Raw genomic sequence first — 26,206 nt, 5'->3', positions numbered from 1 at the left:
AATGAATAATTAATAATAAAAAATGGCGGGATTATAGTCTCGCCATTTTTTATTTAATTGTATAATTATTTTACTTCAAATTTTCTCTAAAAACTAACAACCAAGAACTAACAACTAATACTCAACTCCTCTTCCTGTACCCCAATATCGCCCACGCATTGAACACCACGGCAAAACCGCATAGAGACAGGAAATATGGGACGAGTTCGGCAAAACCGCTGCCTTTGAGATATACCATACGCATGACGCTGATAAAATATTTCAACGGATTGAATATGGTTATATACTGTGCCCAGTCCGGCATACTGGCTACGGGAGTGAGAAGTCCGCTCATAAGCAGGAATATCATTATGAAAAAGAACATAACGAACATGGCCTGCTGCATGGTGTCCGAATAATTGGACACTACAAGTCCCATACCTGATACGGCAACAATATATACCACAGCAAAGAGATATATCGTCAGAAGGCTGCCAACAGGTATAAGCGAATACACAAACACAGCCAAGAGCATACAGAGGGTAAAGACTATAAGACCTATACACCAGTAAGGTATCAGCTTGGCAAGTATGAACTGCATACGGCTTGCAGGAGTCACGTTTATCTGCTCTATTGTGCCTGCTTCCTTCTCGCCCACGATATTGAATGCAGGGAGAAATCCGGTTATCATGGTAAGAAGCATAACCATTATGGCAGGTACCATGAATACTTTATAGTCGAGATGCGGATTGAACTTGTATTGGGGCATAATCCTGAATGACTTTCCCACGGAACTTATTACAGCCGGTTGAGACATCATCATTTCCTCGGACATAGATGTCGCGAAATCATTGACTATCTTAGAAAGATAGCTACTGCCTAGAATTCCCTTGGTTCCGTTTACGGAGTTTGACGAAATCATCACACCTGCTACTCTATCAGTCTGTAGATCTTTCTCGAATCCGTCCGGAATGTCGAGTATTATATCTGCCTTTCCTGCATCAACGTCTCTGAGGGCTTCCTCACTACCGTCGGACACCGACTGGAAGATAAAATATCCTGACGAAACCACCTTGCGTACCAGTTCGTCTGATGTCACGCTGTGGTCGTTGTCAACCACAGTAAGACGGATATTCGTCACTTCCTGATTTGCAGCCCATGGCATGATAAGCATCATGAAAAGAGGCATGGCTATTATCATCTTAGGAATGAACTTGTTCCTCATTATCTGTTTGAATTCCTTTTCCAACAAATATTTCAGCATAGACGTTTCAGTTTAAACGGTTCTTGAATGTTTTCAGACTCAGTGCCACTAGGGCTACTGTGACAAAAAGCAGTATTCCTATCTCCTTCAGGACGAACTGTATCTCTGCTCCCTGAATCATTATCTTTCTGATAGCATCGACATACCATCTTGCGGGAACTATGGCAGAAAGGCACTGTAGCGGAATGGGCATGCTTTCTACCGGAAATATCAGACCGGAAAGGAGCATGACCGGCATCATAAGTCCCATTCCTGATACGAGCATGGCTGCTACCTGAGTATTCACCACATTGGAGATCAGCAGTCCGAGAGACAATGCAAGGAAGATAAATATCACCGATACGAAAAACAGCAGAGACAGACTGCCGGCAATCGGTACTCCGAGTACATAGACCGAAAGCAGTAGTATGGTTATAAGGTTTACCAGTGACAGTGTGAAATATGGTGTTACCTTAGAAAGAATGATATATATCGGTTTCATTGGTGAGACAAGGAGAATCTCCATTGTACCGTTCTCCTTTTCGCGCACTATGGCTATTGAGGTCATCATGGCACAGATAAGCATGAGTATCATTCCCATTACTCCGGGAACGAAGTTGTATGCGCTCTCTGCCTGAGGATTGTAAAGCATCCTTATCTCGGGTATTATACGGCACGGGGCACTGCTACTTTCGGACAATTCCTGCATGCTCTGTGCGAGGATATTGGATGCATAGCCTGTTATCATTGATGCCTGATTCGGCTCCGTACCGTCGGTAATAAGCTGCACAGCGGCATCTCCTCCCTGATGGAGTTCATTTTCGAAATCATCGCTGAACACCATGACAAGGCCTATCTCGCCATACTTGAACACATCGTTTATACGCGATACATCCCGAATTTCCTCGGCAATGGTAAAATATTCACTGGCATCGAAACGTTCCTTTATGGCTCTGGTCTCCATGCTTTGTGAAGGGTCGAACACTGCCACCTTGGTGTTTCGCACTTCGGTGGTAATGGCAAAACCAAAGAGAAGCATCTGCACCATGGGCATACCCAGGAGGATAAGCATGGTTCTGGAATCACGGAATATGTGAAGAAATTCCTTTCGGACAAATGTAATAAACTGTTTCATAAATGTCAATCTCCTTTTCGTGTAGCTTCGCGTGCCAACATGCGGAATACTTCGTCCATGTCCGACACGCCAAATTTATTACGCAGCGCCATAGGGCTGTCCAGCGCCTTTATCCTGCCGTCCACCATAATGGAAACGCGGTCGCAGTATTCGGCCTCATCCATATAGTGAGTGGTGACAAACACCGTGATACCGCTTGACGCCGCACCGTATATCTGTTCCCAGAAACGGCGGCGCGTGATAGGATCTACCCCACCTGTCGGCTCGTCAAGAAATACTATCTTGGGATTATGGAAAGTGGATACGGCAAATGCAAGTTTCTGTTTCCAGCCCAAAGGAAGGTCGCACACCATGGTATCGCGTTCAGTTTCCATATCTATGCTGCGGAGAACAGCATCTGTCTTTTCGGCTATTTCCTTATCTTTCATACCGTAAATGCCTCCGTACAGGCGCAGGTTCTCCCATACTTTCAGATCTTCGTACAAAGAGAATTTCTGACTCATATAGCCGATATTGCGCTTTACCTTTTCGGGTTCCCTGTCTATGTCGAAACCTGCCACTGTTCCTTTACCCTCCGTAGGACGGCTCAATCCGCAAAGCATACGCATAGCTGTAGTCTTGCCCGCCCCGTTGGCACCAAGAAAACCGAAGATCTCTCCTTTCCTTACGTTGAAAGTAATATGATCGACTGCAGTAAAATTGCCAAAGCTTTTGGTAAGGTTCTCGGCCTGTATAACGTATTCTTCTTTCATTGCTCTTCCTCCTTTAACATCAACATGAAACAGTCTTCCACTGTAGGCTTAATCTCTGTAATCTCAATATTTCCGTATCCCTTATTAATCAGATATTCGTCAAGCATAGCGGCAGTAGCACTTTCAACCATAGTGACATGATAGCTTGCTCCGAATGAGAATGATGATTTCACATATGGACAGGAACGCAGGTCGTTCAGCAGTTCGTGCATATTGTCTGCTGTGACAGACCACAGTCTTTGGGGATAGGATGCTATGATATTCTCAGGCGAGTCTATCCTAAGGAACTTTCCGTTCTGCATCAGTGCTATCCTGTCACAAAGTCTGGCTTCGTCCATATACGGCGTTGATACTATAATTGTTATACCCTGGCTCTTCAGTTTCAGGAGCATTTCCCAGAATTCCTTTCTTGATACAGGGTCTACTCCTGTTGTAGGCTCGTCAAGGAATAGGACTTTCGGTTTATGGATAAGGGCACAGCTCAATGCCAGTTTCTGCTTCATACCACCTGATAGTTTCCCGGCGCGGCGAGTCTTGAACGGTTCGATATGTTTGTAGATATCTTCTATCAGATGGTAATTTTCCTTTACAGTAGTATTGAAAACCGTAGCAAAGAAATTCAGATTTTCCTCTACTGTCAGATCCTGATACAGCGAGAATTTTCCGGGCATATACCCTATTATACTTCGCACGGATGCATAGTCCTTCACCACATCAAGACCTTCAATCACGGCACTGCCACCGTCCGGCAATATCAGTGTGGTGAGGAGACGGAAGAGTGTAGTCTTCCCCGCTCCGTCCGGACCTATGATACCGAAGAGTTCGCCTTTCGGAACATCAAAGCTGACATCGTCGAGAGCCTTGATTGAGCTATATGATTTTGATAATTGTGTTACTGATACTGAGGGCATTTTTTGAATTAAGAATTAAAAATTAAAAATTAAAAACTAACCTCCCCATACATTCCGCGCTTGATATATCCGTCGTTCTGCACCTTAATCTTGACGGCATATACCAGGTTTGCACGCTCATCCCGTGTCTGAATGGTCTTCGGCGTAAACTCTGCCTTGTCTGAAATCCATGAAATTACCCCGCGATACTCCTTTCTGTCGGAATCACCGCTGTCGGCAAACACCTTTACTTCCTGACCAATCTTCAGACCGGTAATCTGTCCTGATGTAATATAAGCTTTCAGATACATATCGTTGATATTTGCCACCTTAAACAGAGTACGTCCCTGTACGGCAAGTTCTCCTTTTTCTACATACTTGGCCATAACTGTTCCGTCAACCGGTGATGCTATAGTACTTTTGCTTATCATATCATTCATAAGTGCTATCTGAGCCTTCAAGGCTTCTGCCTGAGCCTTGGCATTGGCATTGCCGTTTATCAATGTTTCGGTCTGTGCATCCAACTGTTTCTCCAACAGATTGATGGCAGCAGTGATATCGTCTAATTGCTTGCGGTTTCCGGCATTGGCGTTTACAAGATTTTCGAATCGGGTCTGCTCCTTTTTCTGTGTGGCAATCTGCTGACGTATGGCTGCTGTCTGTTTCTCCACATCGCATATACGGCTTTCTGTAGCCTTGACATTGGCCTCAAGCTGAATCCTCTGAAGATAAAGCTGTACGGTATCAATATATCCCACAGGCTTACCTGCCGTAACTTCCGTACCTTCGTCTATATCAAGTTCCATAATCTCACCGGCCACTCTTGCCGATACCATTACTTCTGTCACTTCGAATACTCCTGAAGCATCGTACTTACTGTCGCTTCCCGAACATGCTGTAAGGATAGCCATTACTGATATAATAGAAAGAATGTTTCTCATATTTCCCTGTTTTTATGAATTGAAAAGTTTTTGCAAAGTATTTTAAAAGGCTTTTAAACAGTGTTTAAATGATATTTAAATGGTGTTTAAATGGTATTTAAAAGTCGTTCATCACATATTTGAAATCATAGATGGCAAGCAGAAGCTGTATCTCATGCAGAATCTTTGTCTGTATGGCTGCATGCTCCGAATTGATGTCACGCATAAGATCGGTACCGGATATGGTCCCGTTGGCTATCTTTGCCTCAGATGCTTTTCTGATTGAAGTCTTCAGGCGGATAATCTCGTCATCGTACTTTATCTGATCCATGTATTTGTCTATTGCAAGCTCTTTCTGCGTCTTGTCTATATCGGTATTGAAAAGAAAGAGTTCACGCTGGTTTTCCACCATATCAATATTGTTGCGTATCAGCTTTCTCTGACTTTTCAGGGAATAGAAGTTGCCTATATTCCAGTTCAGCTTTATTCCGGCTATGTAGTATGGAGCAAACTTATTTTCGAACATATCAAGTCCCGGTTTGCCATATCCTCCTGTGGCAAAAACACTCAGGCGGGGATATAGCCCTGAATTGATACGGTTATAATCGTTTCTGTACTTCATTACCTGTGCATCGAACAGTCTCATCTCCGGTCGTCCTAAAGCATCGCTCTGCGTTGGACGTTCCGGCAAAGGTTTCACTAATCTGGTGTCGCCATCTATCTCCATACCTGTCAGTTTAGCTAGAATGGTTATATATGTGTTCCTTGCCGTCACAAAGTCTATTTCGTTCTGCTCGGCTTTAATCATATCTACCTTGATGGCATCCAGATCTGACTGGTTGGCAATTCCGTTCTTAGCGTAAGTCTCCACCTGAGAATAGTTGTCTGTAAGGATTTTTTTCAGTAGTCTGTTCTGTTCTATCTGGGCATCGGCAAGCAATATTCCGAAATATATCTGGTTAATCCTTTCATTCACGGCATAGAGACTGACCTCAATATTGTTCTTTTCCACTTCGGAAGATGATTTCACGGCTTCTTTAGATGATTTGATTGCCCCACCATCCCAGATAGTCTGATTAAGGTCGAGCGATATACCATACTGATCCCGGCTGAGATGCGGAATCTCCACTCCCTTAAAACCCATAGCCTCAAGATCAATAGGTATCTTTGTAACGTCGGACTGATATGTGGCTTTAGATGAGAACATCAGCTGAGGAAGATAACCCTTGTTGAGATTATCAATATTATATTCCTTAGTCTTCTCCACCAGACCAAGCTTTCTGATTAGAGGATAATTCTCCCTGGCTTTGCTGTAACACTCCTCGATGGTTATACTCGTCTGTCCGAAGCACAATGCAGATAAGGCTACTGCAATGGCGGTAGTACATAGTCTTTTCATTCTATAACATAATATTAATTAGTGTCTTAAAATTATCATTTTATTTTAAGTATAACAAGATACGATACTTTATTTTTTATAAGACAAAAAAAATCTGCCACGGACATAACATCCATGGCAGACAATCTATGATATTCTAACTATATATTATCGGATTAAGACAAGCCTTCTATTTCACCGTTAACAATATCAATGTGAAGTGCCTGTGGTTCCTTAGGCAATCCAGGCATACGCATCATTTCACCGGCAACGATTACCAACATCTCGGCACCGGCATTGATTACTATATCGCGTACTGTAAAGTTAAATCCTGATGCCACTCCATACAATTTCGGATCTGTAGAGAACGAATACTGTGTCTTGGCAATACATATAGGGAAGTGACTGAATCCGAGTTCTTCTATCATCTTGAGTTTCTTTCTTGCCGCAGGTCCGAACAATACCTGTTTAGCACCGTAAAGTTCGCATGCCACCTTAGTGACCTTAACCTCTACTGAGTCTTCTTCATCGTACGCAAATGAGAGAGGAGCAGACGGCTTGTTCTCAATAGTATCAACTACAAGGTTTGCAAGTTCAACGGCACCTGCGCCACCTTCGGCAAATGCATTGTTAACGGCAAATCCTACTCCCATTTCCTCGCAGTGCTGACGAACGAAGTTGATTTCTTCCTCTGTGTCGTTTGCATAACGGTTGAATGCCACAACTACAGTCTGTCCGAACGACTGAAGGTTCTCGATATGCTTGTCGAGGTTCTTCACTCCCTCGCGCAATCCTTCAAGGTTAGGTTCCTTAATCTTGTCAATCTCAACTCCACCATGCATCTTCAGTCCCTGAGCAGTTGCAACAATCACTGTAAGCTTAGGCTGCAGACCTGCCTTGCGGCACTTGATGTCATAGAATTTTTCTGCACCCAGATCGGCACCGAATCCGGCTTCTGTAATTACATAGTCACCGAAAGTCATTGCAAGCTTGGTAGCAAGAACAGAGTTACATCCGTGTGCGATATTGGCGAACGGACCTCCGTGAACGAATGCAGGAGTAGCCTCTGTAGTCTGTACAAGGTTTGGAGAAAGGGCATCCTTCAGCAACACTGTTATGGCACCAGCCACTCCAAGATCTTTCACTGTGAAAGGCTTGTTGTCGATAGTAAAGCCAAGGAGAATATTCTCTATTCTGCGGCGAAGGTCAGCCTCATCCTTTGCAAGACAAAGGATAGCCATGATTTCCGATGCAGGAGTGATATCAAAACTTGATTCGCGTGTGATACCGTTTGTCTTGCCGCCAAGACCTGTAACGATATATCTCAATCCACGGTCGTTTACGTCGAGCACTCTGTTCCACAACACTTCCTTCATGGCAAAACCGTTGTCCTGGTTCTGATACATGTAGTTGTCAAGAAGTGCTGCTATCATGTTATGTGCAGAAGTGATGGCGTGAAAGTCGCCAGTGAAATGAAGATTGATTTTCTCCATAGGGAGGACCTGTGCATAACCACCTCCAGCTGCACCACCCTTCATACCGAAACATGGTCCGAGTGACGGCTCGCGCAAGGCACAGATAGCTTTCTTGCCTATCTTGTTAAGTCCCAATGCCAGACCTATTGACACTGTAGTCTTACCGATACCTGCCTTTGTAGGAGTAATGGCTGTAACAAGAATTAGGTTACTGTTTTTTACTTTCTCTTCATCTATTATTTCTTCCGAAACTTTAGCCATGTAACGTCCGTAATGTGTAACGTGTTCCAATGGCATACCGAAATTTGCTGCAACCTGTTTGATTTTGGTTAACTCAATACTGCGTGCGATTTCTATATCTGATTTCATATTCTTATTTTTAGATGTTTGCAAAGGTAAGAAAAAAAACTTTATATTTGTGAATGAAACAACAAAGTAATATACACTAATTATGGAATTTAGTAATAAAGAAGTCCGCCGTCAGGACAGATTGCTTGACGAAAAGCGTGCAATGGAGATAATTAAAGATGGTGAATATGGCATTTTGTCAATGGTGAGTGAAGACGCAGACGGTGCTTACGGTATACCGTTGAGTTATGTCTGGGACAGAGGGAACTCGATATACATTCATTGTGCTCCTGTAGGCAGAAAGCTGAAATGTATTGATGCGAACCCTAACGTGTCATTCTGTGTAGTTGGAAAGACTAAGATTCATCCCGACAAATTTACCACCGGCTATGAGAGTGTAGTGATGAAATGTACCGCACATCACAGTCTGCACGAAGCGGAACGTATGTCGGCACTTTCACTGTTCATAAGCAAGTATTGTCCCGACCATAAGATTATGGGTATGGAATACGCCAACAAATCTTTCCACCGCACAGAGATTATCAGACTGGATATAGAAAGCATCAGCGGAAAAAGCAAAGCTATGTTCTAAACTTAAAACCACAACAACATGAAACTTAAAAGACCCGGACTACTTACTCAGATTATAATAGCCATAGTATTAGGTATCGGAGCTGGAATCATATCACCTGCCCTGCCTGTAAGATTTTTCGTTACATTCAACGGACTGTTCAGCGAATTTCTGGCATTCATCATTCCTCTTATAATAGTGGGACTTGTGGCTCCCGCCATTGCTGACATCGGCAAGGGAGCAGGAAAGATGCTTGCCGTAACTGCACTGCTGGCTTACGGAGCTACACTTTTCTCCGGGTTTACTTCATACGCTGTGGGTGAGACTTTCTTCCCGATGCTCATAACAAGGGATATTCCGCTTTCGGAAATCAGTGAGGCAAACGGGGTGGTACCGTTCTTCACCATCGACATTCCCGAACCGCTGAATGTGATGACGGCGCTCGTCATGGCTTTCACCCTTGGACTGGGAATGGCTAACCTCAATACGAACTATCTGAAAAATGCTTTCGTCGATTTCAAGGATATTATCGTAAAGACCATCCAGAAGGTTATCCTTCCGCTGCTGCCGATATATATCTTCGGAATATTCTTCAATATGACGCACTCGGGACAGGTGTTCCACGTGTTGAGTGTGTTCATCAAGATTATCGGAATAATCTTCATCCTTCATATACTTCTGTTGATATTCCAATATGTGATAGCAGGACTGATAGCAGGCAAGAACCCTTTCAGGATGCTTGCGAACATGATGCCTGCTTATTTCACAGCACTGGGTACACAGTCATCTGCCGCCACCATACCGGTAACGCTGAAACAGACAGTAAAGAACGGAGTGAACGAAGATACCGCAGGATTTGTGATACCTCTGTGTGCCACGATACACCTCTCTGGAAGTACAATGAAGATTGTGGCATGTGCCCTTGCACTGATGATGATGCAAGACATACCTTACGACTTCAAGATGATGTCGGGATTCATATTCATGCTGGGAATAACCATGGTTGCCGCTCCGGGTGTACCCGGCGGAGCGATTATGGCATCATTGGGAATACTGTCATCAATGCTTGGATTCGATGATAACGCCCAAGCACTGATGATAGCACTTTATATTGCAATGGACAGCTTCGGCACAGCCTGCAATGTGACAGGCGACGGTGCGCTGGCTGTCATTATAGACCGCTGGTTCAGAAAGAAATCTTAGTTTCTCACCAAATACAATGAATCGGTAATGCAGGCAGGAAGCTCTTCCTTATAATGTGTAACCATAATCATGGTCTTGTCGTTTCGGCGGCAGAATGTTTCTATTACATCTTTCACCAGACGACGGTTGTAAAGGTCAAGTCCGTGAAGCGGCTCGTCGAGTATCAGAAGCTCTGGGTCTTTAACGAATGCACGTGCCAGAAGGACAAGTCGCTGCTCGCCGCTCGACAACTGCAGGAAACTCTTGTCTGCCAACTGCTTCACTCCGAATATATCCATCCAGAACAGACACACTTCCCTGTCCTCTTCTTTCGGACGCTTGTAGAGTCCTATAGAATCGTGAAGTCCGCTTGCCACAATATCTATGGCAGGAATATTCTTCAGATAGGCTCTGTGCATCTCAGGGCTGACGTAACCGATATGTTTCTTGATTTCCCATATACTCTCGCCGCTGCCTCGCTTGCGGTCGAACAGAGTGATGTCGCATGCATAGCTCTGTGGATTGTCGGCACAAACCAGGCTCAGAAGTGTTGATTTACCGGCACCGTTCTCGCCGCTCAAGGCCCATTTCTCGCCACACTTCACTGTCCAGTCAAGTTCACGGAGAATAGTTCTTTCGCCATAGCGGATACTTACCTTATTCAGTTTCACCACATTGGCTGCCTTATACAGATTATCCTTATAAGGCATATCAAGTATAGCCTGAACCTTTTCGTCGGAAAGCATCTTTTCCGGTACACAGACACCCTGATACTCGGAGCGTGGAAGTTTCTCGCCACATATCATATTCTCAACAGTTATCACATGAGTGATGAAGTCAGGAATATCGTCCGATTTGGAAAGTACAAGGATAACCTGAAGACCTATAACCTTTATAAGCTCTGAAAGAAGCGACTTAAGCAAATCGCGTGTACGGGCATCAAGTCCGATGAAAGGATTATCCATGATGAGGACTCTTGGTCCAGAAAGCAGTGTCTTGGTCAGCTGGAACTTTCTCAACTCTCCACTGGAAAGAAGTATGATAGGCTTCTGCAGCATTTCTTCTATTCTGAACAGAGTGTAAAGACTTTCTTTCAGCTTTTCATCCTTGCACTGGGGAAGAAGATCGCCCACTACAGGAATATTATCCATATCCTGCGAGTTCCATCTCTGCTGATAGTAATAGCTGCCATCTGCATCGCCATACGAATCGCGGAATGTTATGTATCTGAGATTATCCGAAACAAGATCTGAACTTGAAGGTGAAAAATCGTATGCCACCTCATTCATCAACAGAGGATATTTTCCTGTAATGATATCAATAAGAATACTTTTACCTCCTCCGTTAGGACCTACCACAGCCAATTGCTCGCCTGCATTCAGGCAGAAGTCCACAGGCTTACCCATTCTGTACAGAGGATGACGGGTAACGCCATTTGATACTGAAATAACTCGTTGTTGCATTTTTTTAGTTGTTGGTTGTTAGCTTTTAGTTCTTAGCAGCAATTCTTAACTATTAATTTTTAATTATTAATTAAGAACTACTTCACCACCTTATCAGGATTCTTTGCTATAAAATCTTTCCATCCCGAATAGGCCTTATGGGTTTCAGGCCGTCCCATCTGCAGATAATGGCAATATGCCGCTCCCAAGGCGTCTGTGGCATCCATAAAAGGTCCGATGTCCTCTTTCCTGATTTTAAGCATGCGCCGCAACATATCTGCAACCTGTTCCTTGCTTGCCTGCCCATTGCCGGTAATGGCCATCTTAATCTTTAGCGGGGCATATTCAGTTACAGGTATATCCCTGCACAATGCCGCCACTATAGCCACACCCTGAGCCCTGCCCAGTTTGAGCATAGACTGCACATTCTTACCGAAGAAAGGAGCCTCAATGGCAAGCTCGTCCGGAAGATATGAGTTTATCACTCCCTGCACACGCTCGTAGATATGTTTCAGTTTCAGATACGGATCTGTGAACTTACGCATGTCTATCACCCCAAGAGTGACAACCTCAGCTTTGGTACCCACAACCTTTATTACGCCATAACCCATGATATTGGTTCCTGGGTCGATACCTAATATTATCTTTTCCTTAACGGGACAAATCACTTTATAACCTCCATCAAAGTAGGGAAACCTATAACCTTATCTTTGAAAATCTTTGCCATCTCCTCGTTCATACGGGCACCACACTTGGTATGCCAGCTGTGAAGAGCTGCACTGTCTTCTACCTCCCACTGGAGCGAGAAACACTCGCTGTCCTGTTCCTTATGGCTCAGGATACGCAAGATACGCGGATTTTTCAACTCCCCGGTTTTCTCTGCTTCAGGGATATAACACTCGTTCAACCAGATTACGAAATTTCTGGCATCATTCATCTCAACATGAAATGTAGTATTGTAAATAAGCATAAATGTAAATCTTTAACACTGCAAATATAAGGATTTATACAGAAATGGCAGGAATAATTAAAAATAAATAAACATACCATGCCTACGTTAAATTAACTTTTACTATTTTTGCACACATTATCACGAAATGTGTACATATTTTGTTTGACATGGAATTAAACAACAGCTTTATAGAATTAATAGAAAAAAGCATAAAACAAAACTGGGACAGAAATGCGCTAACTGACTATAAGGGAATAACACTCCAATATAAGGATGTAGCAAGAAAGATTGAGAAAATGCATATTCTGCTCCAACATGCAGGAATAAAACCGGGAGACAAGATAGCATTGTGCGGACGCAACAGTGCAAACTGGACTGCAATGTTTCTGGCAATAATCACATACGGCGGTGTGGCAGTGCCAATCCTTCATGAATTCAAGCCTGACAACATACACCACATAGTAAACCACTCTGGAGCAAGAATGCTGTTTGCCGGCGACCAGATATGGGAGAACCTGAACGAAGCGTGTATGCCTCTGCTTGAAGGTATTATAGAATTGAAGAATTTCGATCTGGTGGTTTCACGTTCAGAACAGCTGACATACGCCAGAGAGCATCTTAACGAGGAATTCGGAAAGAAATATCCGTGCCGTTTCAGAGCCGAACAAGTTTCCTACAGAAAAGAGGAACCGGAAGAGCTCGCAGTAATCAATTACACTTCCGGCACTACGGGATATTCTAAAGGTGTAATGCTCCCGTACAGGGCTATTCAATCGAACATCATCCACATACACGAGAAAGTAGGACTTATGGCCGGTGACAACATCGTTTCAATGTTGCCGTTGGGACATATATTCGGTCTTGTGTTCGATTTTCTATACGGCATCACAGTAGGAGCACACTTGTGGTTCCTGACACGTATGCCAAGTCCTAAGATTATAGCAGAGTCTTTTTCAGAAATAAGACCTAGAGTTATCGCATGTGTTCCGCTTATAGTAGAAAAGATTATAAAGAAGAACATATTGCCGCACGTTGACAACAAACTGGGAAAACTGCTTCTTAATCTGCCTATCATCAGCGACAAGATTAAAGAACAGATACGTCATCACGCAATGCAGGCATTCGGAGGCAATTTCATTGAGATAGTCATAGGCGGTGCTCCGTTCAATGCCGAAGTAGAGGCCTTCCTCAGAAAAATAAACTTCCCTTACACCATTGCATACGGTATGACGGAATGTGCGCCTTTGATATGCCACAGCCGTTGGGACGAAATAAAATACCAGTCATGCGGAAAGACTGTAGCAAATATGGAGACCAAAGTCCTTTCCGATAATCCGGAAACAGTGCCTGGCGAACTTGTCTGCCGTGGCGCAAACGTGATGTTGGGATATTACAAGAACGAGGAAGCTACATCACAGGCCATAGACAATGAAGGATGGCTGCACACTGGCGACATGGCTATAAAAGATGCGGAAGGCAACATCTTCATAAAAGGAAGATGCAAGAACATGCTACTCACATCTACAGGACAAAACATCTATCCAGAAGAAATAGAGGCCAAGCTGAACAATATGCCGTACGTCAACGAATCGCTTATCATACTGAAGGGCGAGAAACTTGTCGCACTGGTATATCCTGACAGCGATGACGCTTTTGCGCACGGACTGTCATTAACACAACTGGAAGAAGCCATAGAGCAAAACAGAATAGAACTTAACAAAACTCTTCCTGCATTCTCGCAGATTTCAAAAGTCAAACTATATCCTGAAGAATTTGAAAAGACTGCCAAGAAGAGCATCAAGAGATTCTTATATCAGAATATAGATGGATAAAATTAAAGAAATACCTGTACTGTTGCTTACAGGATATCTGGGAAGTGGAAAAACCACTCTCGTCAACAGAATTCTTTCCAACAAAAAGGGCATCAGATTTGCTGTCATTGTAAACGACATCGGCGAAGTGAACATTGATGCCGAACTGATACAGCGTCAGGGAGTTGTCGGTATGAACGACGACAGCCTTGTGGCTCTGCAGAACGGATGTATCTGCTGCACACTGAGAACTGACCTCATAGAACAGATTCTAGGAATCCTCAAAACAGAGAAATTCGACTATATAGTTATAGAGGCAAGCGGAATATGTGAGCCGGAATCCATAGCGAACACTATATGCTCGATACCTCAACTGGGAGGTGCATATACCAAATATGGCATCACACGCCTTGACTCTGTGGTAACAGTGGTTGACGCTCTTCGAATGAAAGATGAATTCTGCTGTGCTGAAAGCCTTACAGAGAAAAATCTTTCTGAAGACGATATTGAAAATCTGCTTATACATCAGATTGAATTCTGTAATATAGTTTTACTGAATAAAGCATCTGAAGTAAGTTCAGAAGAGCTTGAAACCATACACCGTATAGTAAAGACACTCCAGCCTGCTGCAGAGATTATAGAATGCGACTATGCAGATATTGACCTTGACAGGATAATATCAACTTCAATGTTCAGATACGAACACGTAGCAGCATCTGCAGGATGGGTACAGGAACTTGGCAAGCATGTAACTGAAGAAGACACAGACAGCCATTGCCATCACGATGAGGAATGCCACTGCAATCATGACGAGCATCATCATCACGAAAACGGGGAAGAGTGTTCATGCGGACATCATCACCACGAAGAAGAATGTTCGTGCGGACACCATCATCACCACGAAGGTGGCGAAACAGAAGAATATGGCATAAGCACACTACTCTACTTCAGACGTGCAGCATTCGACATGAACCGTTTCGATTACTTCATTTCGTCAAGATGGCCGAAAAGCGTAATACGCGCCAAAGGCGTATGCTACTTCAGCGACCAGCCTGAAATGTCGTACCTGTTTGAACAGGCAGGCAAGCAGAAACAGATTTCCGAAGCCGGACTGTGGTATGCCACCCTGCCGGAAGCAGACATCAAAAGACTGCTGGAACAGGAACCTGGCCTGATGAGAGACTGGGACGAAAAGTACGGCGACAGAATGCAGAAAATAGTATTCATAGGAAAAAATATGGACAAGGAACAGCTCATAAAAGAGCTTGACTCATGTCTTGTAAAAGAATAAACTTAAACTAATATCCACACACAATTACATGGAACAATTCAGCAAGATGATAGCTGCCGCCATGAAGCTACAGGAACACAGAGTGGAAAACACTCTGAAACTTCTTCAGGGCGGGGCAACCATACCGTTCATCAGCCGATACAGAAAAGAGGCTACAGGAGGTATGGACGAGGTGCAGATAAGCGAAATAAACGACAGATACGAGAAACTGTGCGAACTTGCAAAACGCAAGGAAACCATCATTTCCACTATAGAGGAGCAGGGCAAAATGACTGCCGAACTGAGGAACAGAATAGACAACTGCTGGGACTCTACAGAGCTGGAAGACATATATCTTCCTTTCAAACCTAAAAGAAAAACGAGGGCCGAAGCCGCTCGCCAGAAAGGACTTGAACCACTGGCAATCATCCTGATGATGCAGCGCGAAAACAACCTTATGGCAAAGGCCGCTCAGTTCGTAAAGGGTGAGGTAAAGGACGAGGAAGACGCATTGAAAGGTGCACGCGACATCATTGCCGAACAGGTGAACGAAGATGAAAGAGCCAGAAATCAGGTAAGAAATATATTTACACGTCAGGCTATCATTACGGCCAAAGTGGTGAAAGGCAAAGAGAAGGAAGAGGATGCTGCAAAGTATCGCGACTATTTCGATTTCAGCGAGCCACTGAAACGCTGTACATCACACCGTCTGCTGGCAATCCGCCGTGGTGAAGCCGAAGGAATTCTGAAAGTTACAATCTCACCTGAAGAAGACGATGAATGTACCGACCGACTGGAGCGTCAGTTCGTAAGAGGTAATGGCGAATGCTCCTCGCAAGTGGCGGAAGCGGTAAAGGATGCTTACAAACGCCTGCTTAAACCGGCTATAGAAACAGAGTTCTCAGCTCTCAGCAAAGAGAAAGCCGACGAGGAGGCAATCCGTGTATTTGCCGAAAACCTGAGACAGCTGCTTCTTGCTCCCCCATTGGGACAGAAACGTGTGATGGGTATCGATCCGGGATTCAGAACAGGCTGTAAAGTGGTATGTCTGGACGCTCAGGGAACATTGCTTCACAACGAAGCCATATACCCTCATCCGCCTAAATCGGAAGAGGCACTGGCTGCAAGAAAGATTGTAAAACTCGTTGAACAATACAAGATAGAGGCAATCGCCATAGGAAACGGAACAGCAAGCCGTGAGACAGAGCGTTTCGTAACTTCCCAAAGATACGACCGTGAGGTACAGGTATTCGTAGTAAGCGAGGACGGTGCTTCAATCTATTCGGCTTCGAAAACAGCGCGTGAGGAATTCCCTGACTACGATGTAACTGTGCGTGGAGCAGTATCCATAGGCCGCCGTTTGATGGACCCGTTGGCAGAACTTGTAAAGATTGACGCAAAATCTATCGGTGTGGGACAATATCAGCACGATGTTGACCAGACCAAGTTGAAAGAGTCTCTTGACCGTACAGTGGAAAGTTGTGTAAACCTTGTCGGAGTTAACCTCAATACTGCCAGCAAGCATCTTCTGACATACGTTTCTGGACTGGGCCCTTCACTGGCTCAGAACATTGTGGACTACAGAACCGAAAACGGACCTTTCTCGTCAAGAAAAGAACTCTTGAAAGTTCCCCGCATGGGAGCTAAGGCTTTCGAACAGTGTGCCGGTTTCCTTAGAATACCGGGAGCGAACAATCCTCTCGACAATTCAGCCGTGCATCCTGAAAGCTACGCCATAGTGGAAAAAATGGCAAAGGACATGAAATGCACTGTAGCCGACCTTATCAAGGATAAGGAGCTGAGAAGCAAAATCAATATAGAGAAATATGTCACCGACACCGTAGGTCTCCCTACACTGAACGACATAATGAAGGAGCTCGACAAACCTGGTAGAGACCCTCGTCAGCAGATTCAGGTATTCGAGTTCGACAAGAACGTAAAGACACTTGACGATCTCCGTGAAGGTATGGAACTACCGGGTATAGTGACAAACATCACCAACTTCGGATGTTTCGTCGATATAGGTATAAAGGAAAATGGTCTTGTGCACATCTCCCAGCTAGCCGACAAGTTCGTGAGTGATCCTACTACGGTAGTCAGCATACATCAGCATGTACGTGTCAAGGTTCTTGGGATAGACCATGAAAGAAAGCGTGTACAGCTTACTATGAAAGGAATGAGATAAAAAAACATTCACATAAGAAGAGTTCATGAAAATAAATCTTGTTTATTATTTTCATGAACTCTTCTTTATTTTATATAATCATATATCGATATTATTTTGTAGGAATAGGTTTCAAAATTTACTTATTTCCTAAAACAAACATTTATTTTATAACACTTCCCTTTGTTTTATCGAATAAAAGTTGTAAATTGCAGAAAGATTAATATAAACGATTATGAAAAACAAATTATTCTATGTTATAATTTTACTGGAATCTAAGTAAAAGTAAAACACGAATGCAAGATTGGAAAACAGAAGACAGAGAAACTACTCATATCTAAATAAATTTAATCATGAAAACATTTAATACCTTATTGCTTATTATCTTTTGCTTTGCTATTATCTCATGCGACAAAAATAGTGCTCCTGATCCAATAAAGTTCATACCTACGGAAACACTTTATGATAAGAATATTTACAGTCCCAACATCAATTTAATATGGAACGGTGACACAGTTGATTTTAAAAAAGAAGGGAATAGTATGTTAGTACGATTTTATCCTGACAACTCAGACAGTACAAAGTTGAATATGAGATTAAATGCATTCCGTCCTATTGATTTGGAATTAACAGCCAACATTATATCTAATAATAATAAAATAGTATTTTCAGGAAGTTCAAACCTAAAGCCTTACGATTTGGAAGTGACAGGAGTATATACTCCTTCGGAGGATTTAGAAGAGCCTGGGGAATTAGAATTGAACTGTAAGTATAAAATAAATGACTTTTGGCTAAAAGTAGATTATCAGTATATTTTCAGATTTGATGATAGATGTATGAATTTTATCAGTTTTCCTGTAGACTCATTAGAGTGGGACGGGCAAACTATTGCTAAAATGGATTTCGTTGAAGAGACATTGAATGAAATCTGTGACAGAGTAGGAAAAGAAACTGCCGCAATTGGATTAACTTTCCACGCTGACGAAACAGTGGATATACAGATACAAAAGCCTGGAGAAAATTTTAAACAAGTAGCCAACTTTCAATATAGTCTTGGTTATTTAGATAATGGAAGAACTATTTATCTAAGATTCAATGATGAACAGGCTTATAATTACGAATATGAATGTATTGGGTGGGAAGATCTAACAATGCCTTTGTTCTATCATAATGCTAATATTAAATATTTAACATTGAATTTTATTGAAGGTTATGAGACTATGTGTCTATACTATCCTTATCCTTACGAACAGGTAACACTTCGCAGATATTTAAAAAATGCTGGTAGCGAAGGCCTGTCCGATAAAGAAAAAGAAAAGTTGATACTATTCTACAACTCATTAATTGAAAAAGGAAAAATGGACCACCATATATTATTTGTATCTGAGCCGTATCAATAAATAGATTTTTGAACATTCTAAATAATAAAAGAAGAGGTCGTTTCATTACTCAAAACAGAGTGTGATACGACCTCTTAAATGTTATATATAAAATGAGCTGTCATTCGATTCAAAACGACAGTTCATTTTAAGCAAAACGACAAAGCGTTTCAGAACAATATCCTTTAAGACAAAAATAATTATCTTTGCAACATCATAACAACATAATTAGAATAATAATGGAACAGGAAACAATACACACATGTGTGGACTGTGGCACACAGAACTGCAAATTCAAGGACCGTACCTACCCCGATTTCTGCCTTACCACTTCTTTGACAGAAGAAGATAAGGAATGGGCTCTGGAAAGATATGACGAAGGCAGAAACAGAGAAATAATGATTGCCAGTGCCGAGGTGGAATACGAAGGTTATTGCCAATGGACACGAGTACAGGAAATTATGGAATTTGCCCGGAAAATAAACGCAAAACGAATCGGTATAGCCAACTGCATCGGTCTGATAAACGAAGCACGCATTTTCGCAAAAATACTTCGTGCCAACGGTTTCGAGGTCTACTCGGTGATATGTAAAGTGGCCGGTCAGGCCAAATCATCAATGGGAATACCGGCAGAATGCGAGAAGATAGGTCCTGCCATGTGTAACCCGATAATGCAGGCCAGGCTACTGAACAATGCAAAGACTGACTTGAACGTAGTAATCGGTCTGTGTGTGGGACACGACAGTCTGTTCTATAAATATTCGGACGCATACGTCACGACACTTGTCACTAAAGACCGCGTAACCGGCAATAATCCAGTTGCTGCTCTTTATACCGCAAATTCATATTATCACAAGAAATTCTTCAAATAGACAATATAACACAAAAATTATAAATCATGGAATTAAGAGAATATCTTGACAGTTTCGAAGAGAAACTTCAAATGGAGATACTGAGACTCTGCACAAACTATAAGTTTCTTGGCGGCACATTGCTTGCAACAGACGATATAGACAATTACTGGGAGGTACTGGCTCCGGAATACATAGCCGATGCAGTAGAACAGGTTCAGGACTACCCTACCGTTTCAGTGGCATGGGCAGCATACCTGGGAATGGCAGTAGCCTACGGATGGGATATAGACTGGAATACTATCTCAAAAGCCAAATACAAGGATTATTATGGCGAACAGGGATTCGATGACATGGACGAACATCTGATACGCGATATCATAGGCATCCCTCTGGAGAGTGAAGACGCAAAAAATATTGAAGAAATAATCAGGAGATGCGCACAAAAGGCAATAGACCTTATCCGTCACGAACAGATTGAGCCACAAAGTCCTACAGCTTTCCATGTTTTTGCACGCGCCGTAAGGGTAATGTACAGAACAGGAGCGGCAATACAACTCAAAAGAATGGGTTATAAGTTTGAAAAAGTGAATCTTGGTGACTGCTGAATAAACATATAATAACCAAATTCAATAAGAAAATGAAAAAGACTTTTACATTTATCATTGCATTATTTATCGGAATTAGCACAGGTATATCACAAACCAGAAAAGCCATATCCATATTAGGGGACTCTTATTCTACATACGAAAGTTATTTGCAGCCGGACACAAACGCTGTGTGGTATTTCAAAAAGCCAAAGCCCAATAATGATGTCTCGTCTGTAAGCCAAACATGGTGGTACAAGTACATAAAAGAAAACGGACACAAACTTTGCGTGAACAATTCTTTCTCCGGAGCTACAATATGCAACACCGGATATAATAAAAAAGATTTTTCAGACCGTTCATTCATCACAAGAATGAATAATCTGGGATGTCCTGACGTTATATTCATATTTGGTGGAACAAATGACAGCTGGGCAGGAGCACCTATAGGAGAATATAAATACTCTGATTGGTCAAAAGAAGACCTGTATTCATTCCGTCCAGCAATGGCATACATGCTGGAACATATAAAATACAGATATCCTAATGTTGAAATATATTTCATACTGAACTGTGACCTGAAAAAAGAAATAAACGAATCTGTAGAAAATATCTGCCGGCACTATTCAGTACCATGCATCGTACTTCATGACATTGATAAACAATCGGGACATCCTTCAATAAAAGGTATGCAGCAGATTAATGACCAGATTACAGAATTTATAGAGAAAGTTCAATAAAAAATGGAACAAAACAAAAAAGAAAAATTCGGCTGGTTCGTATTCAACTCCGGACAGCTTCTGATAGTAAAAGATTCCGAGGGTAAATATCATATACCATACGGCGAGGAACCACCTGTAGCAGTACCGGTAGGCAGTACAATACATACCATAGGAGACATTTACGGACACACGGCAAAAACTTATGCCATATATTCACCGGTTCCGGGGAATGAAGACAGTGAGATGATGATGAAAGACCTGAGAGCATCTTACGACGTACTTCCGTTTGAAGAATATTACAGAGCCGGGAAGGCATCACAGATACTGAATTGGGACAAGAACAGCCGCTACTGTCCTATGTGCGGTGTCCCTACAGTACAAGTCTCTCCTATCGCCAAGCGCTGCCCTGAATGCCGCCAGGAATTCTATCCGCGCATATCACCAGCCGTAATAGTTCTCATAAAGAAGGAGGACCAGGTGCTGCTGGTACATGCAAAGAACTTCAGAGGACAATACAAAGGTCTGGTAGCAGGATTTCTGGAGGCAGGTGAGACACTGGAAGAATGTATCCGCCGTGAAGTAATGGAAGAGACAGAACTGAAAATAAAGAATCTGAGATATTTCGGCAGTCAGCCATGGCCTTATCCAAGCGGTATAATGATTGGATTCATTGCCGACTATGAAAGCGGTACAATCAAGCTTCAGGACGAAGAACTCAGCGCCGGAGAGTTCTATTCTCGCGACAATATGCCGGAAATTCCGAAGAAACTCAGTATAGCCAGACAGATGATTGATGCATGGCTGGAGGGAAAAGTGTGATGCCAACCGGTATAATACAGGCTTAAACACAATTTAATGGGGATTTATAAAAATAATATCCCTACTTTTTATTAACTTTGCAAAAGTTATTATTTTAACCAATAAACTTATATGCAGGAAAAGATTATTATTCTCGACTTCGGTTCACAGACTACACAGCTCATCGGTCGCCGTGTCCGCGAACTGAACATGTATTGCGAGATTGTTCCCTACAACAAGTTCCCACACAATGACCCGTCTGTTATTGGTGTAATCCTTTCAGGTAGTCCATTCTCTGTTTATGACGAAAAGGCCTTTAAGGTAGACCTTACTGACATCCGTGGCAAATATCCTATCTTGGGTATATGCTATGGCGCACAGTTCATGGCATACACCAACGGAGGTAAGGTAGAACCTGCCAACACACGCGAATACGGACGTGCACACCTGGCTAAGTTCGATCATCAGAATCCTCTTCTCAAAGGAATCCGCGAGAATTCACAGGTATGGATGAGTCATGGCGACACAATCACAGCAATACCTGAAAATTTCGAAATCATAGCTTCTACCGACAAGGTAGCAGTAGCAGCTTATCAGGCAAAGAACGAAAAGCTTTGGGGAGTGCAGTTCCATCCTGAAGTATTCCACTCAGAAGACGGTACTCTGCTCTTGAAAAACTTTGTTGTTGACATCTGTGGCGGTAAGCAGGACTGGAGCGCAGCTTCATTCATCGAAACTACAGTAGCCGAACTTAAGGCTCAGCTTGGCGATGACAAGGTTGTACTTGGTTTGAGTGGTGGTGTTGACTCGTCAGTAGCAGCAGTTCTTCTTAACAAGGCTATCGGCAAGAACTTAACATGTATCTTCGTTGACCACGGTATGTTGCGTAAGAACGAATTCAAGAACGTGCTTCACGACTATGAATGCCTCGGTCTTAACGTAATCGGTGTTGATGCAAGCGAGAAATTCTTCAGCGAACTGGCCGGTGTTACAGAACCTGAACGCAAACGTAAGATTATAGGTAAAGGCTTCATCGACGTATTCGACGAAGAAGCTCACAAGATACAGGACGTTAAATGGTTGGCTCAGGGTACTATCTATCCTGACTGCATCGAGTCTCTTTCTATCACAGGTACAGTAATCAAGAGTCACCACAACGTAGGTGGTCTGCCTGAAAAGATGAACCTGAAACTTTGCGAGCCATTGCGTCTGTTGTTCAAGGATGAAGTTCGCCGTGTAGGTAGAGAACTTGGAATGCCTGAACATCTTATCACACGTCATCCTTTCCCAGGTCCTGGTTTGGCAGTACGTATCCTTGGCGATATCACTCGCGAGAAAGTACGTATCCTTCAGGATGCAGACGATATCTTCATTCAGGGATTGCGTGACTGGAAGACTAAGGATGCAGAAGGAAACGAAACATCTTTGTACCACCAAGTATGGCAGGCAGGTGTTATCCTGTTGCCTGTACAGAGCGTAGGTGTAATGGGTGACGAACGTACATACGAACGTGCCGTTGCATTGCGTGCCGTAACAAGTACTGACGCGATGACTGCCGATTGGGCTCATCTCCCATACGAGTTCATGGCAAAGGTTTCAAACGATATCATCAACAAAGTAAAAGGCGTGAACCGCGTTTGCTACGATATCTCTTCAAAACCACCTGCAACAATAGAGTGGGAATAACCCCAAAACAAAATAGAAATAAAAAAGCGAGACTTTCATCTGATTGTCCCGCTTTTTTTTATCATTTACAATTATCAATCATCAATATCAATTACTCTGAACTGCTTGTCGAATTTGATTTCCCATCTGCCGGAAAGTTTGATTTCATATTCCCTTGAATTTTTCTCTATTTTCAAGATCTTGTCATCAGGATAGTTAGTGTTCACATAATCCTTTATTTGTTGAGGAATAATCTGCGACGGAACTCCATCCTTGATACATTTTACTTCTGTCCATTCGCCAGACTTATCGAACTCTATTTTATCACCCGACGTGAATATCACATCATAACTCTTGTAGAACAAATCCGTTTCCTGCTTAGCCATCGCAACTTTAGCATTCTTGAAATAAGTTGAAATAAATGTCTGAGCCTTTAGCGGTAACTGACCAATCTGAATAGGTTTATCTGTATCTGCAACAGCAATCATTGACATTGTAAACAAACAAACGAATAAAAATATAACCTTTTTCATAACTTTAAAATTTTAATTGTTAGTACTGTCTTTAATTTTATATTGCAAAGATTATACACAATACTGAAAAGATTCTGGAAAAATCCACTTTTCCTGATTTTTTTTGAAATAATATCACTTTTCTCTATAGAGAGACCTTGAATACATGCATCTTATCCCTAAATTCATAAGATATGCTGATGTTATTAGCCCTGCAAATGGTATGTATCAATGCCAGTCCCAAACCTGTAGAACCCTCTTTCTTGCTTCCCTGATAAAAACGGGTGAATATTTTTGAAGAGTCCAAAGCTGATTCACCTGTGTTTGAAACAGTAAAATCCTTTTCGGAGATAACTACATCAATCTTACCATTCTCACAGTTATGCAAATAGGCATTCTTCAGAAGATTTGACACCAGTATTATGGCCAACGATTCATTTATCTGCATGCTGAGAGATGACATTTCAGTTACCTTGACCGTAATGTTCTTATAAGAATACACGTCATTGAACGTATCTACATACTGACGTACCAACGAATTGACTGACACTTCCTTCACATCAGCATACTGGCCATTCTCAATCTTACATAACAGTAACAACGATTTGTTCATACGGGTAATATTCTCCAATGTCTGATGTGTCTTTGCTATTTCTTCCATCTGTTTTTCTGTCAGATTTTCGTCTTCCATCAGCATTTCAAGCCTGTTAAGACATATAGCAAGAGGCGTCTGCATCTCATGAGAAGCGTTGCCAATAAACATTTTCTGCTGTTCGTAAAGTTTCTCATTACGCTGTGCCGACATAGTAACGGCATGATACAGTTCCTTGAACTCCGTGATTTTTGTTTTATTCGATAACGGCTTATATCCGCTGCCTATCTTGTAGTTATTAAACCATGACAAGAGGACATACAACGGTTTCATATTTCGACGGAATATCCATACGTTCAGCAACAGCAGTATAAGCAGAATACCTGCATAAAGCGCTACTATCCATCCCAGAATAGACCTTTGCAAATCAAGTTTATCAATGGTAGGCGTATATACCACGAGTTCCTTATATCCCGTGTCTGTCTTAAAAATAGTCATAAGGATTCTGGCCGGCTCATACTCCAGCTTTTCATCAATATATACCATTTCATCACGATATGATATCTGAGAATATGTCTCGGCATATTCCTGACTCACATCGTACATATAAAACTGGTTATTCGAGCCGTTATTAAGCGAGGGCATGTCCTCACCGTTAAGATACCTGATGATAAGACTCTCGGAATAATCCTCAAGTGAATCATCCACCTCATCGTTCACCTCGTCTATTATAGCCCAATAGAAAAATACGGCCCATGCAGTCATTATGAATACAGATGCCACTGACACATGGAGCATCACATTGTGAAACAGTTTCATTCCAATACGAATTTATATCCTATACCATAAACAGCTTTCAGCTCGGGAGTGGAACCGGCATCCTTAAGCCTTTTCCTAAGATTCTTTATCTGAGCATAAATAAAGTCGAAATTATCAACCTGATCAATATGATCTCCCCAAACAGATTCTGCCAAAGTGCTTTTATTCACCAGTCTGTTAGGCCGGAGCATGAAATATACCAAAATGTCGTATTCCTTGCGATTAAGCTCTATAGGCTTACCTCCTACCTGGACTTCAAACTTTTCAGGCTGAATTTCAATATTGCCGAAGACAATTTTCTTTTCCCCTTCTCTCATATTTCTCCTTAGCAGACTCTTGATGCGTGCGTGAAGCTCTGCCAGATGAAAAGGCTTGGGAAGATAATCATCGGCACCCAAGTCAAGCCCCTTTACCTTATCCTCAATCGAGTCCTTGGCCGAAAGTATTATAACATTGGCTTTCTTTCCCATGTCCTGAAGTTCGGTCAGAAGATCAAGACCGTTTCCATCCGGAAGCATTATGTCAAGCAGGATACAGTCGTAATCATAATCACCTGCCTTCATAACTGCCGTCCGGTAATCAGGAGCCTGCGAAACCACATACCTCTCCTTTTCAAGCGACTTGGTTATTATCTCCATCAAGTCTTTATCGTCTTCTACTACAAGTATCTTCATATACAGTCTTATTAATATCGTATTTCTACAAAAATAAGAGTAAAAACACAGAATATAAAAAAATCGGTCTGAAAATCTTATAAAAGATCTCCAGA

At 42.4% G+C, this 26,206-nt stretch carries 23 protein-coding genes and 1 pseudogene; 11 read left to right on the top strand and 13 right to left on the bottom strand.

Features of this window, described 5'->3' with window-relative positions:
* Positions 1-121: 121 nt before the first annotated feature.
* The 7 genes and pseudogenes from Q0486_RS06140 to Q0486_RS06110 form a co-directional block, all read right to left on the bottom strand.
* A complete protein-coding gene (locus Q0486_RS06140; RefSeq protein WP_299231241.1) occupies positions 122-1,243 on the bottom strand; it encodes an ABC transporter permease in 1,122 nt (373 codons plus the stop codon).
* 7 nt (positions 1,244-1,250) lie between these two features.
* Positions 1,251-2,357 (bottom strand): ABC transporter permease, encoded by a 1,107-nt coding sequence (locus Q0486_RS06135; protein ID WP_204508664.1) that lies wholly within the window; start codon positions 2,355-2,357, stop codon positions 1,251-1,253.
* Positions 2,358-2,362: 5 nt separating this feature from the next.
* Positions 2,363-3,100, bottom strand: a pseudogene (locus tag Q0486_RS06130) (ABC transporter ATP-binding protein); the annotation flags it as partial.
* 5 nt (positions 3,101-3,105) lie between these two features.
* Positions 3,106-4,020 carry an ABC transporter ATP-binding protein gene (locus Q0486_RS06125; RefSeq protein WP_299231237.1) on the bottom strand — a complete coding sequence of 305 codons (915 nt, stop codon included), beginning with the start codon at positions 4,018-4,020 and terminating at the stop codon, positions 3,106-3,108.
* 29 nt (positions 4,021-4,049) lie between these two features.
* Positions 4,050-4,940 carry an HlyD family efflux transporter periplasmic adaptor subunit gene (locus Q0486_RS06120; protein ID WP_299231236.1) on the bottom strand — a complete coding sequence of 297 codons (891 nt, stop codon included), beginning with the start codon at positions 4,938-4,940 and terminating at the stop codon, positions 4,050-4,052.
* 97 nt (positions 4,941-5,037) lie between these two features.
* Complete coding sequence (locus tag Q0486_RS06115; RefSeq protein WP_299231234.1) at positions 5,038-6,318, bottom strand: TolC family protein; 1,281 nt, start codon at positions 6,316-6,318, stop codon at positions 5,038-5,040.
* Between the two features lie 155 nt (positions 6,319-6,473).
* On the bottom strand, positions 6,474-8,141 hold the full coding sequence (locus tag Q0486_RS06110) for a formate--tetrahydrofolate ligase (protein ID WP_299231232.1): 1,668 nt from the start codon (positions 8,139-8,141) through the stop codon (positions 6,474-6,476).
* Positions 8,142-8,223: 82 nt separating this feature from the next.
* On the opposite strand from Q0486_RS06110, the gene Q0486_RS06105 reads away from it, so the two are divergent.
* Positions 8,224-8,712, top strand: coding sequence for a pyridoxamine 5'-phosphate oxidase family protein (locus tag Q0486_RS06105; RefSeq protein ID WP_299231230.1), 489 nt, complete (start codon positions 8,224-8,226; stop codon positions 8,710-8,712).
* 18 nt (positions 8,713-8,730) lie between these two features.
* Positions 8,731-9,894 (top strand): dicarboxylate/amino acid:cation symporter, encoded by a 1,164-nt coding sequence (locus tag Q0486_RS06100; protein ID WP_299231228.1) that lies wholly within the window; start codon positions 8,731-8,733, stop codon positions 9,892-9,894.
* Here the strand turns inward: Q0486_RS06100 and Q0486_RS06095 are convergent.
* The 3 genes from Q0486_RS06095 to Q0486_RS06085 form a co-directional block, all read right to left on the bottom strand.
* Positions 9,891-11,336 (bottom strand): ATP-binding cassette domain-containing protein, encoded by a 1,446-nt coding sequence (locus Q0486_RS06095; RefSeq protein ID WP_299231226.1) that lies wholly within the window; start codon positions 11,334-11,336, stop codon positions 9,891-9,893. The two genes, Q0486_RS06100 and Q0486_RS06095, sit on opposite strands and share 4 nt — an antisense overlap.
* 77 nt (positions 11,337-11,413) lie before the next feature.
* On the bottom strand, positions 11,414-11,983 hold the full coding sequence (gene ruvC / locus Q0486_RS06090; RefSeq protein ID WP_204393176.1) for a crossover junction endodeoxyribonuclease RuvC: 570 nt from the start codon (positions 11,981-11,983) through the stop codon (positions 11,414-11,416).
* The gene (locus tag Q0486_RS06085) at positions 11,980-12,285 is read right to left on the bottom strand and encodes a DUF4286 family protein (protein WP_289089760.1); all 306 of its coding nucleotides are present in this window, start codon (positions 12,283-12,285) and stop codon (positions 11,980-11,982) included. The genes ruvC and Q0486_RS06085 overlap by 4 nt, the downstream gene beginning before the upstream one ends.
* A 149-nt stretch (positions 12,286-12,434) precedes the next feature.
* Between Q0486_RS06085 and Q0486_RS06080 the strand changes: the two genes are divergently transcribed.
* From Q0486_RS06080 to guaA, 9 genes are all read left to right on the top strand, one after another.
* Positions 12,435-14,099: an AMP-binding protein gene (locus Q0486_RS06080; RefSeq protein WP_299231223.1), complete on the top strand. Its 1,665-nt coding sequence runs from the start codon at positions 12,435-12,437 to the stop codon at positions 14,097-14,099.
* Complete coding sequence (locus tag Q0486_RS06075) at positions 14,092-15,369, top strand: GTP-binding protein (protein WP_299231221.1); 1,278 nt, start codon at positions 14,092-14,094, stop codon at positions 15,367-15,369. Before Q0486_RS06080 ends, Q0486_RS06075 begins: the two co-directional genes overlap by 8 nt.
* 28 nt (positions 15,370-15,397) lie before the next feature.
* Positions 15,398-17,533, top strand: a complete 2,136-nt coding sequence (locus Q0486_RS06070; RefSeq protein WP_299231219.1) for a Tex family protein — start codon at positions 15,398-15,400, stop codon at positions 17,531-17,533.
* A gap of 332 nt (positions 17,534-17,865) precedes the next feature.
* Positions 17,866-18,912, top strand: coding sequence for a hypothetical protein (locus Q0486_RS06065; RefSeq protein WP_299231218.1), 1,047 nt, complete (start codon positions 17,866-17,868; stop codon positions 18,910-18,912).
* Between the two features lie 218 nt (positions 18,913-19,130).
* Complete coding sequence (locus Q0486_RS06060; RefSeq protein ID WP_299231217.1) at positions 19,131-19,763, top strand: DUF1847 domain-containing protein; 633 nt, start codon at positions 19,131-19,133, stop codon at positions 19,761-19,763.
* A gap of 26 nt (positions 19,764-19,789) precedes the next feature.
* Complete coding sequence (locus tag Q0486_RS06055; RefSeq protein WP_299231216.1) at positions 19,790-20,350, top strand: hypothetical protein; 561 nt, start codon at positions 19,790-19,792, stop codon at positions 20,348-20,350.
* Between the two features lie 32 nt (positions 20,351-20,382).
* Positions 20,383-21,069: an SGNH/GDSL hydrolase family protein gene (locus Q0486_RS06050; RefSeq protein ID WP_299231215.1), complete on the top strand. Its 687-nt coding sequence runs from the start codon at positions 20,383-20,385 to the stop codon at positions 21,067-21,069.
* Between the two features lie 3 nt (positions 21,070-21,072).
* The gene (nudC, locus tag Q0486_RS06045; RefSeq protein ID WP_299231214.1) at positions 21,073-21,870 is read left to right on the top strand and encodes an NAD(+) diphosphatase; all 798 of its coding nucleotides are present in this window, start codon (positions 21,073-21,075) and stop codon (positions 21,868-21,870) included.
* A 111-nt stretch (positions 21,871-21,981) separates the two neighbouring features.
* Positions 21,982-23,535 carry a glutamine-hydrolyzing GMP synthase gene (gene guaA / locus Q0486_RS06040; RefSeq protein WP_154042579.1) on the top strand — a complete coding sequence of 518 codons (1,554 nt, stop codon included), beginning with the start codon at positions 21,982-21,984 and terminating at the stop codon, positions 23,533-23,535.
* A gap of 74 nt (positions 23,536-23,609) precedes the next feature.
* On the opposite strand, the gene Q0486_RS06035 is transcribed toward guaA, so the two are convergent.
* The 3 genes from Q0486_RS06035 to Q0486_RS06025 all read right to left on the bottom strand — a co-directional run bounded on the left by Q0486_RS06035 (position 23,610) and on the right by Q0486_RS06025 (position 26,111).
* Positions 23,610-24,047 carry a PepSY-like domain-containing protein gene (locus Q0486_RS06035; RefSeq protein WP_204393803.1) on the bottom strand — a complete coding sequence of 146 codons (438 nt, stop codon included), beginning with the start codon at positions 24,045-24,047 and terminating at the stop codon, positions 23,610-23,612.
* A gap of 124 nt (positions 24,048-24,171) precedes the next feature.
* Complete coding sequence (locus Q0486_RS06030) at positions 24,172-25,437, bottom strand: HAMP domain-containing sensor histidine kinase (RefSeq protein WP_299231211.1); 1,266 nt, start codon at positions 25,435-25,437, stop codon at positions 24,172-24,174.
* On the bottom strand, positions 25,434-26,111 hold the full coding sequence (locus tag Q0486_RS06025; RefSeq protein ID WP_299231208.1) for a response regulator transcription factor: 678 nt from the start codon (positions 26,109-26,111) through the stop codon (positions 25,434-25,436). The genes Q0486_RS06030 and Q0486_RS06025 overlap by 4 nt, the downstream gene beginning before the upstream one ends.
* Positions 26,112-26,206: the final 95 nt, after the last annotated feature.

The organism is uncultured Bacteroides sp. (genome assembly GCF_937912035.1).
In the GTDB taxonomy this organism is placed as follows: Bacteria; Bacteroidota; Bacteroidia; order Bacteroidales; family Bacteroidaceae; genus Phocaeicola.
This window is presented reverse-complemented; position numbering and strand designations above follow the sequence as displayed.

Bases quoted from the DNA above. Each gene is read 5' to 3' on its own strand.
- Q0486_RS06115 (WP_299231234.1), bottom strand. From the start codon at position 6,318: ATGAAAAGACTATGTACTACCGCCATTGCAGTAGCCTTATCTGCATTG.
- Q0486_RS06135 (WP_204508664.1), bottom strand. From the start codon at position 2,357: ATGAAACAGTTTATTACATTTGTCCGAAAGGAATTTCTTCACATATTC.
- Q0486_RS06065 (WP_299231218.1), top strand. From the start codon at position 17,866: ATGAAAACATTTAATACCTTATTGCTTATTATCTTTTGCTTTGCTATT.
- Q0486_RS06050 (WP_299231215.1), top strand. From the start codon at position 20,383: ATGAAAAAGACTTTTACATTTATCATTGCATTATTTATCGGAATTAGC.
- Q0486_RS06100 (WP_299231228.1), top strand. From the start codon at position 8,731: ATGAAACTTAAAAGACCCGGACTACTTACTCAGATTATAATAGCCATA.
- Q0486_RS06085 (WP_289089760.1), bottom strand. From the start codon at position 12,285: ATGCTTATTTACAATACTACATTTCATGTTGAGATGAATGATGCCAGA.
- Q0486_RS06025 (WP_299231208.1), bottom strand. From the start codon at position 26,111: ATGAAGATACTTGTAGTAGAAGACGATAAAGACTTGATGGAGATAATA.
- Q0486_RS06105 (WP_299231230.1), top strand. From the start codon at position 8,224: ATGGAATTTAGTAATAAAGAAGTCCGCCGTCAGGACAGATTGCTTGAC.
- Q0486_RS06080 (WP_299231223.1), top strand. From the start codon at position 12,435: ATGGAATTAAACAACAGCTTTATAGAATTAATAGAAAAAAGCATAAAA.
- Q0486_RS06030 (WP_299231211.1), bottom strand. From the start codon at position 25,437: ATGAAACTGTTTCACAATGTGATGCTCCATGTGTCAGTGGCATCTGTA.
- Q0486_RS06035 (WP_204393803.1), bottom strand. From the start codon at position 24,047: ATGAAAAAGGTTATATTTTTATTCGTTTGTTTGTTTACAATGTCAATG.
- Q0486_RS06095 (WP_299231226.1), bottom strand. From the start codon at position 11,336: ATGCAACAACGAGTTATTTCAGTATCAAATGGCGTTACCCGTCATCCT.
- nudC (WP_299231214.1), top strand. From the start codon at position 21,073: ATGGAACAAAACAAAAAAGAAAAATTCGGCTGGTTCGTATTCAACTCC.
- Q0486_RS06120 (WP_299231236.1), bottom strand. From the start codon at position 4,940: ATGAGAAACATTCTTTCTATTATATCAGTAATGGCTATCCTTACAGCA.
- Q0486_RS06075 (WP_299231221.1), top strand. From the start codon at position 14,092: ATGGATAAAATTAAAGAAATACCTGTACTGTTGCTTACAGGATATCTG.
- Q0486_RS06060 (WP_299231217.1), top strand. From the start codon at position 19,131: ATGGAACAGGAAACAATACACACATGTGTGGACTGTGGCACACAGAAC.
- Q0486_RS06110 (WP_299231232.1), bottom strand. From the start codon at position 8,141: ATGAAATCAGATATAGAAATCGCACGCAGTATTGAGTTAACCAAAATC.
- Q0486_RS06070 (WP_299231219.1), top strand. From the start codon at position 15,398: ATGGAACAATTCAGCAAGATGATAGCTGCCGCCATGAAGCTACAGGAA.
- Q0486_RS06055 (WP_299231216.1), top strand. From the start codon at position 19,790: ATGGAATTAAGAGAATATCTTGACAGTTTCGAAGAGAAACTTCAAATG.
- Q0486_RS06140 (WP_299231241.1), bottom strand. From the start codon at position 1,243: ATGCTGAAATATTTGTTGGAAAAGGAATTCAAACAGATAATGAGGAAC.
- guaA (WP_154042579.1), top strand. From the start codon at position 21,982: ATGCAGGAAAAGATTATTATTCTCGACTTCGGTTCACAGACTACACAG.
- Q0486_RS06125 (WP_299231237.1), bottom strand. From the start codon at position 4,020: ATGCCCTCAGTATCAGTAACACAATTATCAAAATCATATAGCTCAATC.